Origin of the sequence: Corynebacterium tuberculostearicum (assembly GCF_032821615.1) — a bacterium.
Taxonomy (GTDB): Bacteria; Actinomycetota; Actinomycetes; order Mycobacteriales; family Mycobacteriaceae; genus Corynebacterium; species Corynebacterium tuberculostearicum_H.
This window is the reverse complement of sequence record NZ_JAVBIF010000009.1, coordinates 17720-32877: the sequence shown is the minus strand read 5'-3', so window position 1 is coordinate 32877 and position 15158 is coordinate 17720. Positions and strand designations below refer to the sequence as shown.

The window sequence follows — 15158 nt, the reverse complement described above, 5'->3', positions numbered from 1 at the left end:
TGGTGCGTACGCTGTAGTCCATGCATTTTAATGCGGGACTCCCCACCGATGCCCTGCTGCTGGCGGCAGGCGCAACCGAAAATACAAATTCCCTCGTCTCTTTCGCCTGGATTATGGCCGCGGCGCTGCTGGCGCCGCTGGTCTCTTATATGCTGGGCTACCGTCTTCCATCGGTAGCCCTCTTGCTGATTTTCGGCATGATTATTGGTCCTTCCGTCCTCGACCTTGCGGCCGAGGATGAAGGCATCGAAATGCTCAAGGAGCTCGGCGTGGGAGCGTTATTTCTCCTCGCAGGCTTTGAAATTCAAATCTCCACCCTCAAAACCAAGGAAGCCGGAACGGCATTATCCACTTGGGCAATCTGTGCCCTCGCCTGTGGGGTGGGCGCCTACTTCCTGGTAGATAATGTGCCAGGTGCCATCGTCGTCGCCTTGGCACTGACGTCAACGGCGCTGGGCACGCTGACGCCGATGCTGAAGCAGGACCGCATTCTGGGCACCAAGGTGGGCAACTCTGTGATGATTCACGGTGCCATTGGTGAGGTCGCCCCCATTACCGCAATGGCACTCTTGTTGGGTACTCGTTCCACGCTGACGACGATGATCATTTTGTTGTTCTTCATCATCATCGCCGTTGCCGTCGCCATCATGCCGGCGGCTATCGCATCAGCGATCCCTTGGGTGAAGACCGCTTTTATCTCTGGTGCGGGCTCAACCAACCAAACGATTCTGCGTCTAATCATCCTTATTCTGGCCATTCTTATGGCCGTTACCGCAGTCTTTGAACTCGATATTGTGCTCGGTGCCTTTGCTGCCGGCATCATCTTGAACCGCATTATCCCGGATGAATTCCACCGCCGCCTAGAGCACCGGCTCGATGTGGTGTTTTATTCGATGCTTATTCCAGTCTTCTTTGTGGTCTCTGGCATGAGCATTAGCTGGGATACCATCGCCCATAATCCGTGGAAGGTACTGGGCATTCCAGCTCTCATCTTGGTGACCCGTGGCCTGCCCGTCTTCTTGCGCGAAAATGTTGGGCATACCGGATCTGATATTGAAACCTTCCGCGAGCGCCTCCAAGTAAGTTTGTATTCCGCCACCGGTCTGCCAATCATCGTGGCGGTAACGTCCCTGGCGGTCAATTCCGGGATCATGGAGGCCGAGAATGCCTCGATCTTCGTCTCCGGTGGAGCGCTTACCGTCGCCATCTTCCCCTTCTTGGCCAGCCTGGTGGGCGGAAACCAGCAAGAAAAGAAGGACGAGAAGACCCCTGACGCTGAATCCAAGGACCTATAGGCTGCGTTCGCTGAGAGCACGTCCCTGGAAGGGAAGAATTTTCCTAAACTGGAAAACGTGAGTAATAACTCTGGTTCTTCCCCCATCAATCGGACTTTGCGCCTGTCCGATTCCGAGCGCAACGATGCCATCAATGACCTCGCCCGCGCCGTGGGTGAAGGCCGGTTAACCATGGAGGAGTTCGAGGACCGCTCGGACGACGTCATGCGCGCCAGCACCCACCAAGACCTCGTGCCCGTCTTCCAAGACATTCCGGCGCGTGGTTCCCACGAGGTCAAGATTTATTCCCGGGGAGACGTCACCCGTGCGCATAATGCAGGCAAGAAACCGAAGTTTGCGACTGCCCTTTCCGGCTCTGTGGTGCTTGCAGTAGCAAGCCCCACGCTGATCTTCTTGAGCGCTACCATGAGCAACCCATGGCTACTGTTAGGTGGCGTCACGGCAGCCGCCCTCATTCCAATTTTGTGGATCATGCTCTACATCGCCAAGGTAGGCCCCTCCTCGTGGCATGCACCATCCGCACGCCAGATTGAGCGGCAGCAGCTGCGTGAGATTCGCGCTCTCACGGCGCATGAGCGCGCGCAGCAAAAAATGATCGAAGAAAAGATGTGGGCCGAGCGCCGTATGCAAGCTGGCGAAATTACCGGCCAAGCCATGGATCTGGCCAAGCGGAAGTTCAGCGAGTGGAATAAAAAATAGTCATCGCCGGTGTTGAAGCATTTTGTGTCGCTGTGAATCGTGGCACAATATTCCCATGACTTCTCCCAAACACCGCATCTTTGACCAATCCGACAAACTCAAGGGCGTCGCGTATGACATCCGCGGCGAGGTCTCTGCGGAAGCGGAACGCATGGAGCTCGATGGGCACACCATCTTGAAACTCAACACCGGTAACCCAGCCGTCTTTGGCTTCGAGGCTCCCGACGTCATCATGCGCGATATGATCGCTGCCCTGCCTACTTCCCAGGGCTATTCCACCTCCAAGGGAATCATTCCTGCTCGTCGGTCCATTGTTACCCGCTACGAGCTGGAGGACTTCCCGCCCTTCGATATCAACGATGTCTTCTTGGGCAATGGCGTCTCCGAGCTCATCAGCATGACCACCCAGGCGCTGCTTAATAATGGCGATGAGGTTCTCATCCCAGCGCCGGATTATCCGCTGTGGACCGCAGCTACGTCCCTGGCAGGCGGCACCCCGGTGCACTACTTATGCGATGAGGAGGATGACTGGAATCCATCCATCGAGAACATCGAGTCCAAGATTACGGATAAAACCAAGGCCATCGTGGTCATTAACCCGAATAACCCAACGGGTGCGGTCTACTCGCGCGAAGTTTTGCAGAAGATTGTCAACATCGCCCGCGAGCATAACCTGCTCATCTTGGCTGATGAGATCTATGACCGCATTCTTTATGACGGCGCGCAGCACATCTCCATCGCTTCGCTGGCCCCTGACCTGCTCACCATCACGTTCAATGGCTTATCCAAGGCCTATCGCGTGTGCGGCTACCGCGCTGGTTGGATGGTGCTCACCGGCCCTAAGCACCACGCCCGTGGCTTCATCGAGGGACTGGAGCTCCTAGCCGGAACGCGCCTGTGCCCAAACGTCCCAGCACAGCATGCTATCCAGGTGGCGCTAGGTGGCCGACAGTCCATCTACGAGCTCACCGGTACCGGCGGGCGCCTGTTGCGCCAGCGCAATATTGCCTATGAAAAGCTCAACGAGATTCCGGGCGTTTCTGCGGTAAAGCCCATGGGCTCGCTCTATCTCTTCCCGCGCTTGGATCCGAACGTGTATGAGATCCATGATGATGCCAAGCTCATGCTGGATATTTTGAAGGCAGAAAAGATCCTCATGGTGCAAGGCACCGGCTTTAACTGGCCGAATCCGGATCACTTCCGCGTGGTGACGCTGCCGTGGGCATCCCAAATCGAAAACGCCATTGAGCGCCTAGGTAACTTCCTAGTGAGCTATAAGCAGTAGCTTTCTCCCCCACCAGTTGCTAATGATATTGATATTCCATAACAATATAGTGCATGGGAAGACATTCTGCGGCACCTAAGCCTCAGCCGACCCCTAGTTCATGGGGTCGGCTCTCTACTTCGATAACTCAGCATCCATGGCGATTAACTTTGCTCGGCGTGCTCGTCACAGCGCTTATTGCCACCATTGCGGGCATGGCAGTGCTGTGGCCTCAGAGTCCAGCCTCCGAGCACACCTCCACCGATTTTCGGCAAACCTATGCCCTCAACCACCCACAGGTCGAGGGCACGGTCGATACGACAGACCACTCGGCTTGCCAATCGGAACTTACTGGTCAGGCCTTCGATACACCGCCACTTATTCCTGGGACTGAGGAAGTGCAGTGCGACCGTGCCCTGGTCAACATCACCTCCGGCGAGGACGAAGGACGCATGACCCAATTGGTCACCTACGGCAATGCCGGCGATCCGCAGCTTAAACCGGGCGACAACATTGTTCTTTCCAAGGCTAATGACCCTTCCGGTGCTGTGTCCTATGCTTTCGCTGATTATCAGCGCACCGGAAACCTAGCTCTGTGGGCAGTTATCGTGGCCGTCGTCATTATCGCTTTTGCGGCCTGGCATGGCGTGCGCGCCCTTATCGGCTTGACGCTCAGCCTAGGCGTGATCTTTGCGTTCCTCGTCCCCGCTCTTATCGACGCCCATAACCCCCTCTGGTCCGCCCTTGTTGCCTGTTCCGCCATCATTCTGTTCGCCGTTCCTCTCGTCCATGGACTGAATTGGAAATCGGCATCGGCGGTGGGCGGCTCCCTTATCGCTCTCATTCTTGCAGCAGCGTTAGCGTGGGCCGCTATCGATAGTTCGCAGCTACAAGGCTATAGTTCCGAGGACAACCTGAAGCTACTTCTTTATATGCCCAACGTGTCCATCGTGGGCGTGCTCTTATGCGGTTTTGTGGTCGGTGCCTTGGGCAGCCTTGCCGACGCCGCCGTGGCCCAAGCATCCACCATTACCGAACTCCACGGAGCGGACCCTGATGCTCGCCCTTCACAGCTTTTCCTCTCCGCAATGAAGGTGGGCCGCGACCATATTGCCTCAATGGTTTATACGCTAATTCTGACCTATACCGGTGCGACCTTGCCACTGCTCATGTTGATCACCGCAGCGGAGCGCCCCGCAGGCCAGATTTTAAGCAGCGATCTCGTCGCAACGGAGCTGCTGCGTTCCGGAGTAGGTGCGATGGCATTGACCCTCGCGGTTCCCATCACTACAGCCATTGCAGCTTTCACAGTGCCACAGCGCGCACAAGCTTAGGCCCTTATGCAGAAGGCTGAGCAGCGCAATAATCACGCTGCTCAGCCTTTGTATCTCAGAAGTAGAGGACCTAGAGGGTGCGGCCCAAGGCCTCGACCTTCCAGCCCGCCTGCTGCCAGTCTGCGACAGGCAGCACATTGCGGCCATCGATAATGTGCTTATTGTCCACAAGCTGGCCTGCCTGCTGCGGATCCAATTCCTTGAACTGCTTCCACTCGGTAGCCAAAATCACCAGTTCAGCCTCGCGCAGGGCATCATCAGTGTCCGCGGCGTAATCCAAGGTGGGGAATACCTTCTTCGCGTTGTCCATGCCTTCTGGGTCATAGACGGTTACTGCAGCGCCAGCCAGCGACAGGGAACCGGCAACGGCAAGGGCGGGCGAATCGCGCACGTCATCGGAATTCGGCTTAAACGCACAGCCCAATACGGTCACGCGGTGGCCAAGCAGGGAGCCATTGAAGGCTTCCTTGGCCAGGTCCACCACGCGGTCACGGCGGCGCATATTGATAGCATCCACCTCACGCAGGAAGGTCAGCGCCTGGTCGGCGCCAAGCTCGCCAGCGCGGGCCATGAAGGCGCGAATGTCCTTGGGCAGGCAACCGCCACCAAAGCCGAGGCCGGCGCCAAGGAACTTGCGGCCGATGCGTTCGTCGAGCCCAATGGCGTCGGCAAGAGCGGTAACGTCCGCGCCTGCAATCTCGCAGATCTCAGAAACGGCGTTGATAAAGGAAATCTTGGTGGCTAGGAACGCATTAGCGGAGACCTTGACCAGCTCGGCGGTCTGCCAATCCGTCACGATGAATGGGGTGTCCTGCGCTAGCGGCTGAGCATAAACCTCGCGCGCTACCTCTTCGGCACGGCTTTCGCCCTCGCGCACACCGAGAACGATGCGGTCTGGGGTGATGGTGTCCTTAACGGCGTAGCCCTCACGCAGAAACTCCGGGTTCCACGCGATTTCCACGGTGGTGCCTTCTGGGGCAAGCTCATTGGCCAGCTCTTGGAGCTCTGCAGCCGTTCCCACCGGAACGGTGGACTTACCAAAGATGATGTGATCACCCTTGAGCTTGGGCACCAGATCCGTGATGACGGCCTTCACGTAGGTCATATCCGCTGCGTAGGAACCGCGGCGCTGCGGGGTACCTACGCCCAAAAAGTGCAGGTTGCCGAACGCGGCTGCTTCTTCATAGTCCGTGCTGAAGTCAAGACGGCCGGCCTCGATATTGCGCTCGAGAACCTCCGGTAGGCCCGGTTCATAGAACGGAACCTTGCCCGATTTAAGAGCGGAAATTTTATTGTCATCTACGTCCACGCCTAGTACTTCATGGCCAAGCTCGGCCATGCAGGCAGCATGGGTTGCACCCAAGTATCCGGTGCCGATTACAGTCATACGCATAAAGCCCCATATTAGAGGCTCTATGTGAATGCCGGTTTAAGCCTATCGAAAATTCAGGTAAGACTTCGATGGCGTCGGGCCGCGCTGCCCCTGGTACTTCGAGCCCAGCGAGCCGGTGCCATATGGGCTTTCCGCTGGTGAAGTCATCTTGAAGATTGCCAGCTGACCCACCTTCATGCCCGGCCACAGGGCGATAGGCAGGTTGGCGGTATTAGAAAGCTCGAGCGTGATGTGGCCGGAAAAACCTGGATCAATAAAGCCCGCGGTGGAGTGGGTCAACAATCCTAAACGGCCGAGGGAAGACTTGCCTTCCAAGCGGCCGGCCAAGTCTGCCGGCAGGGTGAATTTTTCCAGCGTGGCGCCGAGCACGAACTCGCCTGGGTGCAGGATGAAGGACTGATCTTCTTCTACCTCCACCAAGGTGGTGAGGTCCGGCATTTCCTCTTTGGGGTCAATATGCGTGTACCGCGAGTTATTGAAGACTCGGAAATACTTATCCAGGCGCACATCTACGGACGAGGGCTGGATAAGTTCGCTGTCGAAGGGCTCGATGCCCAGTTCTTCGGCGTCAATGGCGGCACGGATATCACGATCTGAAAGAAGCACGGCCCCAATTCTACTCATGCCGAAGGCCGCGGTGTATAGTAGGCCGGAGCGTGCAAGCGCGCAGTGCCGACGTAGTTTAATGGTAGAACTGCAGCTTCCCAAGCTGCTGGCGCGGGTTCGATTCCCGTCGTCGGCTCCACTTGTTTTCCCATTTCATGGACTAATTTCATACCTACAGGATGGACCATGACAGCCCCTATCTTCACGCCTAAAACCACAGCGGATCTTCGCGCTGAGCGTGAGCATGTACTTCAAGATCTTGCGCCCCGCACAATCGATGAGCTCCACGAACAGCGCGCGGTTGATCAAATCTTGGTCATCGACGAGGCAACTCTGAATCGGTATGAAGCCCTGTGCTTTGTTATCGGCGACTAGACAGACACGTTTTCTCTCAGAGCTACATCTTCCCTAGCCTGAGATTCAAAAACTACCCCCACGCCAATACCAGGACGCACCGCAACAGACCCCACACAGGAAGGACACAATGGGCAAGCAGGAACCAGCGGAAAACACCGACGCAGCCAAGAAAAAAGGCACCAACCACAACGCCATCATCGCGTTGATCCTGATTCTCGTCGGCCTCGGTGTCTTGCTCTACCCCGTCGTGGCCACGCAGTGGAACAACCACACCCAATCCCGCGCCGCGGAGGAATACGCCAAGCTGGAAAAGCAAGCCCCGCCTGAGGTACTGCACACCGCGTGGGACGAGGCGCAGTCTTACAACGCGCAGCTGGGCCAAATCAGTGTGGAAGACGCTTGGACCACCACCGATGACGAAGACTCCCCCAAGTACCAGCGCTACCGCCAATACCTGTCTGTGCTGTCGGAGACCGATGCCATGGGCCGCATTGTTATCCCCTCCATCGATTCCGATCTGCCCATTTATCATGGCACCTCAGAAAAAGCACTCTCCCGCGGCGCTGGCCACCTCTACGGCACGGACCTACCTGTCGGCGGCATAGGTGATGGCGAGGGTCGGCACGCAGCACTTTCCGCCCACACAGGCCTACAAAATGCCACGCTGTGGGACAACCTCACCAAGGTCAAGAAGGGCGATGCTTTCTACATCGCCGCCGGCGGCGAGAAGCTCAAATACGAGGTACACGATATTCGGGTCGTCGAGCCTGCGGACACCAGCTTGCTCCACCGTGAGCCAGGCCAGGACCTCGTTACGCTCATTACCTGCACCCCCTACGGTGTAAATACCCACCGCTTGCTCGTCACCGGCCACCGAGTGCCAATGGATCCGGAAGACGAGGCCGCATTCAACAGCTCTGGTATTCACTGGCAGTGGTGGATGTGGGCCATCCTGGCTGCCACTGCCATCATCGTGCTTCTGCTCATCTACTGGTGGCGCAAATATGTCAGCAACGCCAAGGACACCGCGCTTGACGACGACCCGCAAGACTCCTAACCGCCAATGAACATGCAATAAGGCCCGCCCTTCCCTGGAAGAGCGGGCCTTTTCTAAAAGTAGCCGCAAGCGGTGGTTCTATACCCAGCGGCGTCGCAAAGCGAGGCACCCTGCCGCGACAATTGCGGCGCCAGCGAGAGCCCACAGGCCTACGCCCTCACCACCGGTCTTGGGCAGTGCACCCTTGGTGATGTCAGCGACCTGAAGGACGCCGATTTTCTTCACACAGTTGGCAGAGGTGTCAGATTCAGCGCACCTATTACTGGTGATCGCGGTCCCCCCGGAGAGCACCTTGATGACTGCATTGCCATTCTGATCCCACTCCGTCGAGAACTTGATCGGCGCGGGCAGCAGATTATAGCCGTTCGGTGCCTTGGTCTCGATGAGGTAATAAACGCCAGGGGCGTCCAAGCCTTCGAGCTTGACGCGGCCTGTGGTGGTGGTCGTGGACTGCTTCACCACGGGGTTAGCATCAGCGTTGACGCTGCCATCCGCGTTTAGCTTCAGGTTGCCGTTAGCATCACCGCGGTGGACGGTGAACTGCGCGCCGCCAAGCAACCCGTCGGTTTGGATCTCGTCCGGGTTGTCCGGATTATAGCTCGCCTTTTCGAGCAGGACGTCCATAGTTTCCTTGGTCTCCAGCGGGATACAGTCAGTATCCTTCCAGCCGCCTATTTCTGCCTCGTTCATGAGTCCAAAGTTGGGCTCGTGCAGGCCATCCTTGGTGTAGCAGCGGGTGTTTCCTGCAGGTTGGCTCGGGTACCCGGCGGGTACAGAGGTGCTGTCCAGCTTTGAACGATCCAGCTTGAAACGCACCGTCACCTCGTAGACATGCTGCCCTGTACTTCCGCCAACACCCTTGGATTTAGGTTTAATGATCTTCGGAGTGTCATTCTTGTTGAGTTCGTACGGACCGGCGCCCAGGTACGACTGCGGCTGGCTGGTCCTGTTGAACTCATCCTTGAAGACCACAGTGGCTCCAGTCACCGTGGCAGCACCAACGAACTTCGGGGTGTCCGTGAGCTTGCCGTAGATCACGTCGTTGGTGTCGAAGCCAGGTGCGTCCGGTGCCTCAACTACGACGTTGTACTTCGCAGTGTATTCATTCACTGCACCAAGAACAGGTTGCGGTGTGTTGTCGACAGCAACCTTATTCAAGCAGGCTTCAGTAGCAACGTTGTCATCTTCAGCCGGGCTCGACTCCCCGTCCGTGGCCTGGAAGGCCACCTTGTTGGGACTACACACCGTCTTGAGGTTGCCGTTCTCATCTTTTCGCACCGGCGCAGAGACGACATACTCTACCTTCGCGTGTCCGGGAAGGGTACCCACGTAACCCTTCATGTACCCCACCTCACCACTTGTGGCTGACGGCACGTCCATCCCGGCGTAAATGCCGCTCTCAGGTTTGATCTCATTGGGCCCCGGACCACGGCCGTTGACCACGGTAGATCCCGGACCAAAGCCCTCAAACTTTGCCGTGGGGTCGGTAGCGTTCACACCATAGTGAGTATCCGTTGGTAGGTATTCCCAGAATGTGCCGCCCGAACTGGTGTTATCCGTGGTGTTTTCCACGGAGATGGTCCAGAAAGTACGCACCTCGCCGTTTACCACCTTGGTCTCCGAGCGTTGCTTCTTCACCGCAATGTTTGATTGCAGCCCTGGCGGTGGCGGAACTAGGTCGGAGGCCGCGTCCGTGTTAAATGAAGCAGGCAGGTTGTTCATTATGTTGACCAGCTCGAACTTCGGGCTATCATCATCTGGGTTGGTGATCTTTAGCTCAAAGCCCAGCTGATTCGCATTCGCACTACCCGAGCCAAAACCCAGGTTTCCATTGGAGTAGGTCCACGCCTTGCCCCAAGAAGCAGAGGGGTTCGAGATCGTGCGCCCATCGAAGGTCTTGATGCCGGTGAGATCCCAGGTCCTGATGTCGCCGGTCTGTGTGTCAATGCGTTCAAGGATAAGCTTGTCGCCTGCCTGAGCCTTACTCTGGAAACCCCACATATACTTCTGGGCTTGCGGGAGCACCGCCCAGTCCTCCGAGTAGGACTTCTGGCTTCCTAGCACGCGTTGAGCCGTGACTTTGTCGACGTCGACCTTATAAAGGTGACGGCTACCAGAAGTGGACGTGTTGCCCACAAAGAATCCCTCGCTGGTGTACACGCCAGCGTTGAGGAGATCCCGGTCGCCGCTCGTTTCAAACGGGGTACCGGTACTTCCGGCCTTTAAAATAGGCCCAAGATTATATACTTCACCGGTTGCCGGATTGATCTGCAGGAGATTTCCTGCAGGGTAGCAGGGATCACCATTTTGACCGCGAATCTGGCTTACCGCATAAAGCCAGTTATCACTCGAATCAAAGGCTAGAGCATTGTATACCCAGGGAGTGGACTCTCCCACCTGGCGAAAGTCTCGGCCTTGATTTACTTGCCGGCTCAGGATAGAAGTGTCTCGGCGAAGATCCTTAGGTTCACTGGTCACAACGTAGACAGGGCTACCGTCGGCAAATTCAGCTGGGGTGAGCTCGCGCTTTGGCTTTCTGCTTGTAACCAAATCCGAATCTTGGCACTTCTCTTTCGCAGGAACAGTGAAAGAAGCGGTAAACTCTGTGTCGGCTGGCCCGCGGTGAACACCCTTAAACTGAATCTGTGCGGTGCCACCAATAGTAATCTGCGGCAGGGTGACCTGGTATTCCCTAGCGTTAATCCTTCTGTAGGTCACCCTCGTCTCATACCAACCTCCGTTGGCACCGGTGTAATAGATCGTCAGGTCATCAGGGTTAGTCGATAAATAACTGTTAACGCTGGATTTGAGGGTAACCACCGTGCCTTGCGGAATGGACAGCTGGCCGCCAAAAAGCTCACCGGACGGAATCTTAAAGTTCGGGATATAGCGGCTTCCCTTAAGCACGTAACCATCGTTTTTCATCGTGATGGTTCGGTCGCCTGCAGCGTACGGGGTAATGTTCGGTGCTGCCATCAGGCGAGCTGGAGCCTCGTCAACGTCAGCAATTTCCAGCGGCTCAGTCACTTCCGAAGGAGCTTCTGGGGTTTCGCTGGATTCCGTTGAAGACGTGCTGGGCGTCTCCTCGGCTACTCCCCGCACATCGACGGACATCCCACTAAGTTCGGAATCCTCTACGACCGCTGGGGTCTTCAATGAGAAAGCTGCTCCTGCTGGCACGTCAGTAGAAAGGCCAGTGATTCGGAAAGTCACTGAAGAGCTGGTTGATTTTACAACGAGGTTGTCTCCTTCGCGGACGGGGATCACTTCGCCGTCGATAGTCAGTGTGTAGGCCGAGCCGTCGAACTCCAGTCCTGCAGTCTCAACAGTGAATTCCAACTCCTCCACGGTTCCGGCGTCAACAAAGTGGCCTTCAAATGTTGCGGAGTCGCCAACAGTCAGGCTCAGTTGGTCTGCGGAATCGAGCTTGGTGCGCAGGGTTGTGGTTTGTGCTTCGGCTACGGCACCAACGATTCCGGGCAGAGCAGCCGGTGCAGCAACACCAACAACGAGAGCCAGTGCAGCAATGAACGCCGCAAGAGCACGCCAGCGGTACACAACCGGCTCGACCGGATGAGAATCTGTCCAGGACATTAGCGTCCCTCGCTTTCTGAATTCTTCCTACGGCTAAAGGCAATCATCACGAAACCAGTGGCAATCAATGCCAACGCTGCGGCTACTACACCGATTACCTGTGCACCGGTCATCGCCAATGAGCCACCATTGCCCGACGACGTTACTGGGGTTGAGGTCTTACCGGCACTTGGAGTACCCGGCGGCGTTGTCTCGGGTTGGTGAGGTGGCTTCCCTGGTTTAGTCGGTGGATAGTTCGGAGGTGTTTGCGGGGTATCCGGGCGTGACGGCGGAGCGCTCGGAGCAGATGACGACGTGGGTGGCGTCGGCGTTTCACCCGGTTTGTGGGTCTTAGCCACGATTACTCCTGGTACTGGTTTCGGGTTATCTACCACCGTGTGGAATGGAACCGCCACCACAAACGGGTTTATCTCTCGGTAGGAATCATCCGGCGCTGTAGACGTCACCACATAGAAGCCATGAGCTAGACCATCAAACGTCACCTCGCCATTGGCATTGGTGACCAGATCCACGTGCACATCGGTGCGCCAATCACGAACCTCGTCGAGATTCGCGTTCCGTACGCGGGCTGCGTCGTCAGCGTTGGTCGGGTCCAAGCCGGCAAGCCGGTCCAGATGAATTGTGACACCTTGGATTTTTCCCGAGGGCGGCTGGCCATCGTCGTTGGGATTGCCTTGTGTCAGCCGGATTGTCACTGTATCCGTAGCCGAAGTGCGTTCCGCACCAGTGGACTGCTGCCCGGCAACCTGCACCGCTTCTGCAGCAACGACGCCCGGCCCTGCGAACGCAACCGCACACGCTACTCCGACGGCAACCACTCGGGCCGACCATGCATTTGTCAACCTCTTCATCGCCTTACTCCCGCACGCTACTTTCCTTATTAATAACTTCTTGCACCCCGGTAGCCGCCTTCTGGCGACGCAGCCACCACACCAGCCAACACCCAATGACAATCACCGCAGCCAACAGCGCGTACATCCACCATTGCCAGCCCGGACCATGGGAGTTTTCAAACACCGACTCCTCCCCAGGCTCCATAGGAACCTGATGGCCACGCACCAGCAAGCGATGCGTGTTGATCCCGTACGGGGTGCACGTAATCAGTGTGACGTAATCCTGATCAGCGACTGGCCGTAGGCCATCTACCTCGCTCGGCAGCACAACTTGAATGTCGTCTACGACGTACTTCAATTTGTGGCCAGCAACCTGGATATAGAACACATCTCCCTCGGTGGCAGAGTCGAGGTGATCAAACATCGTCGAATTTGCCAGACCCGTATGCCCCGTAATGACGGAATGGGTTCCTGATCCACCGACCGGCAGGTCAGAACCATACAAATGCCCCAAACCACGCTGCAGTGTCTTATCTGCGGTGCCATGAAACACCGGAAGATCAACGTCTACTGCTGGGAACACGAGGCGGGCCATCGCTTCGGTCTCACCCAACTGCTTCAAATAAGCCTCATAGTCGGGATTGTCTACCCCGATACGGTTCAGCCACGGATCCAAGATCGGACCCGACGTATGTTCTTCGTTGTATGCATGTGCAGCATCCCACACCGAATCCTGCACCTGCGCCGGTGTCTCTTTATCCAGTCGCGCATATTCCTGCGCCACTCTTGAGGCGTTCCAATTGTTCCATGCGGTCGAGACCACTGGGTACAGCATCACCAACAACCCAACGACAACGATTACCGCCGGAAGGACTAGGCCTCCACGGCGCCTGTGCCGTCGGCCTGCATTTTGGCCTACCACCGTAGTCAACGACCCGCACCACCCAAAACAATGCCCCACGCGCTAGCGCAGCGCGACCGGGATTACAACGAAAGAGAATGAAGGGGACTGAAGTCTATACCTAGCCCAGTCCCCTCACTGGGTCGAGCACCATATTTTGATTACCCGACCCGCAGCGCAGACCATCATGGACAGTCTGCGCCACCGGAACTACGCCCGGCTATTAGTTGCGCGCGGTACGACGAGCGAACCAAGCACCAGCAGCAACAATTGCTGCGCCAATAGCAGCCAGGATGCCCACACCGGCACCACCGGTCATCGGCAGGTTCGGGGTGTCGCGCTTGATGTTTTCAATTTCAGAAACAAGGGTGACGGCGTCGTCACCCTCGAGCTCACCAGTCTTCGCGATGTTCTCGCGGGTGAACTCAATTTCGGTAACAGGGTTTTCCGGCAGTGCGTAGCCCGCTGGAGCCTTGGTTTCCTTCAGACAGAACTTCTTGATGTCGGTGACCTGTGCGTTATCTGCGAAGTCGGTGACGTGCAGTCCGTCGATGGTGATGGTGCCGTCAGCACCGGTGGTCCACTTGTCCTGCTCCTTGACGGTCAACTTACCGCCCAGCTTATTTGCCGCGGTGCACTGGTATAGCTCGAACTCAGCACCTTCCAGGACCTTACCGTCCTCCTTGCCGTCCTTCTTCACAACCTTCAGCTTGCCGTGGTAGGTCACGACCTCATTGGTCTTGTTCTTGACCTCGTTGCCGGTGTTCGGGTTGTTGAAGATGACGTCAGCCTGGTTCTTCAGCTCAGTGGTGTCGCCCACTTCCTTGCGCTTGACCTCGAAGGTCAGAGACATCTTGTCACCGGACTTAACCTTGGCAAGGCCCTGGTCGGTCAGCTTAACGACGAGCTTGTTTCCGTTCTCAGCCGGATTGTTGACCTCGTAGTCACCGGCACCCAGAGCGGTCTCTCCAGCCTTGACCTCGGTGACCTTCTGGAAGTCCAAACGCTGGTCCAGCTGATCCTCGAAGCGGAAGGCGGTCAGGCTCTTACCCGCACCCCAGGTCGGAGCATCCGCGTTGATGGTGTAGGTGTACGCGTCCTGGATGTTCTGATCTGCATCCTTGACAGTCTTCTCGGTCTTGGTTTCCGCGTTCTTCGGGTACGCGATGACGTCGTAGTTCCAGGCATCGGAAGCCTCATTGACCATCGGCACCGACACGATGAACGGAGCGCCAGTAACGATGCCGTCCGGGGCCTTCGTCTCTTCTACCAAGTAGATACCCAAGTCCAAGTTTTCGAAGGCCACCTTGCCGTCGTCACCAGTGGTCAACCCAAAAGTCGTTGTGGTTTCGTGACCCTTGGCATCGGCAGCGGTCTTCGGGAACGTCGCCCAATCACCGTTCTGCAGGTCGTAATCAAGCTTGGTGATTTTGTAGGTCACACCAGGCAGAGCCTCACCCGGAACGCCCGCCATTTCCTTACCAGTGGCCCGACTATTGGTCTCGGCACCCTTCTTCTTGAAGAGGGTGATCGAACCCTTCTTAGTGAAATCGATGTTTGCTTTGTTCACGGCCCCCTGCTCAGCGCCAGGGTTCTCCTGGGCCAGTGCACCCGGAGCGGAAACGCCCAAAGCGAGTCCGGCGATAGCAGCGAAGGCAACTGAACGAGCGGTACGAGAGATCTTGTTCACGGAAACTGGTCCTTTACACGAGTTCTGAAATGAGGCACCGCGCCTCATTGGCTGTGTGCAATCCATTCCCCACGGTTCACGCACCATGACCTGACTCGTTGCTAAGAATCTTTCGCCTGCCGAGAGTAGGAGTAG

General features: G+C 56.9%; 12 protein-coding genes and 1 tRNA gene. 7 read left to right on the top strand and 6 right to left on the bottom strand.

Features of this window, described 5'->3' with window-relative positions; translation table 11 throughout:
* Positions 1-20: 20 nt before the first annotated feature.
* The 4 genes from RAE09_RS07950 to RAE09_RS07935 all read left to right on the top strand — a co-directional run bounded on the left by RAE09_RS07950 (position 21) and on the right by RAE09_RS07935 (position 4592).
* Positions 21-1295, top strand: a complete 1275-nt coding sequence (locus tag RAE09_RS07950) for a cation:proton antiporter (protein ID WP_316981410.1) — start codon at positions 21-23, stop codon at positions 1293-1295.
* 96 nt (positions 1296-1391) lie between these two features.
* A complete protein-coding gene (locus RAE09_RS07945) occupies positions 1392-1994 on the top strand; it encodes a DUF1707 domain-containing protein (protein ID WP_394372003.1) in 603 nt (200 codons plus the stop codon).
* A 55-nt stretch (positions 1995-2049) separates the two neighbouring features.
* Entirely contained in the window at positions 2050-3279 is a 1230-nt protein-coding gene (locus tag RAE09_RS07940; protein WP_049361322.1) for a pyridoxal phosphate-dependent aminotransferase, read from the top strand.
* A gap of 149 nt (positions 3280-3428) precedes the next feature.
* On the top strand, positions 3429-4592 hold the full coding sequence (locus RAE09_RS07935; RefSeq protein WP_284769133.1) for a YibE/F family protein: 1164 nt from the start codon (positions 3429-3431) through the stop codon (positions 4590-4592).
* A 70-nt stretch (positions 4593-4662) separates the two neighbouring features.
* Here the strand turns inward: RAE09_RS07935 and RAE09_RS07930 are convergent, their stop codons facing one another.
* Both RAE09_RS07930 and dcd read right to left on the bottom strand, forming a co-directional pair.
* Positions 4663-5985 carry a UDP-glucose dehydrogenase family protein gene (locus RAE09_RS07930; protein ID WP_198492155.1) on the bottom strand — a complete coding sequence of 441 codons (1323 nt, stop codon included), beginning with the start codon at positions 5983-5985 and terminating at the stop codon, positions 4663-4665.
* Positions 5986-6027: 42 nt separating this feature from the next.
* Positions 6028-6591 carry a dCTP deaminase gene (gene dcd / locus RAE09_RS07925; protein WP_005329405.1) on the bottom strand — a complete coding sequence of 188 codons (564 nt, stop codon included), beginning with the start codon at positions 6589-6591 and terminating at the stop codon, positions 6028-6030.
* 65 nt (positions 6592-6656) lie between these two features.
* On the opposite strand from dcd, the gene RAE09_RS07920 reads away from it, so the two are divergent.
* The 3 genes from RAE09_RS07920 to RAE09_RS07910 all read left to right on the top strand — a co-directional run bounded on the left by RAE09_RS07920 (position 6657) and on the right by RAE09_RS07910 (position 8005).
* Positions 6657-6730, top strand: a tRNA-Gly gene (locus RAE09_RS07920).
* 47 nt (positions 6731-6777) lie between these two features.
* Positions 6778-6966: a hypothetical protein gene (locus tag RAE09_RS07915; protein ID WP_005325457.1), complete on the top strand. Its 189-nt coding sequence runs from the start codon at positions 6778-6780 to the stop codon at positions 6964-6966.
* 109 nt (positions 6967-7075) lie between these two features.
* Positions 7076-8005, top strand: a complete 930-nt coding sequence (locus tag RAE09_RS07910; protein WP_316981408.1) for a class C sortase — start codon at positions 7076-7078, stop codon at positions 8003-8005.
* Between the two features lie 78 nt (positions 8006-8083).
* On the opposite strand, the gene RAE09_RS07905 is transcribed toward RAE09_RS07910, so the two are convergent.
* From RAE09_RS07905 to RAE09_RS07890, 4 genes are all read right to left on the bottom strand, one after another.
* Positions 8084-11599: a prealbumin-like fold domain-containing protein gene (locus RAE09_RS07905; RefSeq protein WP_316981407.1), complete on the bottom strand. Its 3516-nt coding sequence runs from the start codon at positions 11597-11599 to the stop codon at positions 8084-8086.
* Entirely contained in the window at positions 11599-12450 is an 852-nt protein-coding gene (locus RAE09_RS07900) for a SpaA isopeptide-forming pilin-related protein (protein ID WP_083312490.1), read from the bottom strand. Before RAE09_RS07900 ends, RAE09_RS07905 begins: the two co-directional genes overlap by 1 nt.
* A gap of 4 nt (positions 12451-12454) precedes the next feature.
* Complete coding sequence (locus RAE09_RS07895; RefSeq protein WP_049378962.1) at positions 12455-13363, bottom strand: class C sortase; 909 nt, start codon at positions 13361-13363, stop codon at positions 12455-12457.
* A 193-nt stretch (positions 13364-13556) separates the two neighbouring features.
* A complete protein-coding gene (locus tag RAE09_RS07890; RefSeq protein WP_316981406.1) occupies positions 13557-15023 on the bottom strand; it encodes a SpaH/EbpB family LPXTG-anchored major pilin in 1467 nt (488 codons plus the stop codon).
* Positions 15024-15158 lie beyond the last annotated feature (135 nt).

What these genes read in the sequence shown, in the direction of transcription:
- RAE09_RS07950 (WP_316981410.1), top strand. Translation starts at nt 21, where the DNA reads ATGCATTTTAATGCGGGACTCCCCACCGATGCCCTGCTGCTGGCGGCA.
- RAE09_RS07940 (WP_049361322.1), top strand. Translation starts at nt 2,050, where the DNA reads ATGACTTCTCCCAAACACCGCATCTTTGACCAATCCGACAAACTCAAG.
- RAE09_RS07930 (WP_198492155.1), bottom strand. Translation starts at nt 5,985, where the DNA reads ATGCGTATGACTGTAATCGGCACCGGATACTTGGGTGCAACCCATGCT.
- RAE09_RS07915 (WP_005325457.1), top strand. Translation starts at nt 6,778, where the DNA reads ATGACAGCCCCTATCTTCACGCCTAAAACCACAGCGGATCTTCGCGCT.
- RAE09_RS07910 (WP_316981408.1), top strand. Translation starts at nt 7,076, where the DNA reads ATGGGCAAGCAGGAACCAGCGGAAAACACCGACGCAGCCAAGAAAAAA.
- RAE09_RS07905 (WP_316981407.1), bottom strand. Translation starts at nt 11,599, where the DNA reads ATGTCCTGGACAGATTCTCATCCGGTCGAGCCGGTTGTGTACCGCTGG.
- RAE09_RS07900 (WP_083312490.1), bottom strand. Translation starts at nt 12,450, where the DNA reads ATGAAGAGGTTGACAAATGCATGGTCGGCCCGAGTGGTTGCCGTCGGA.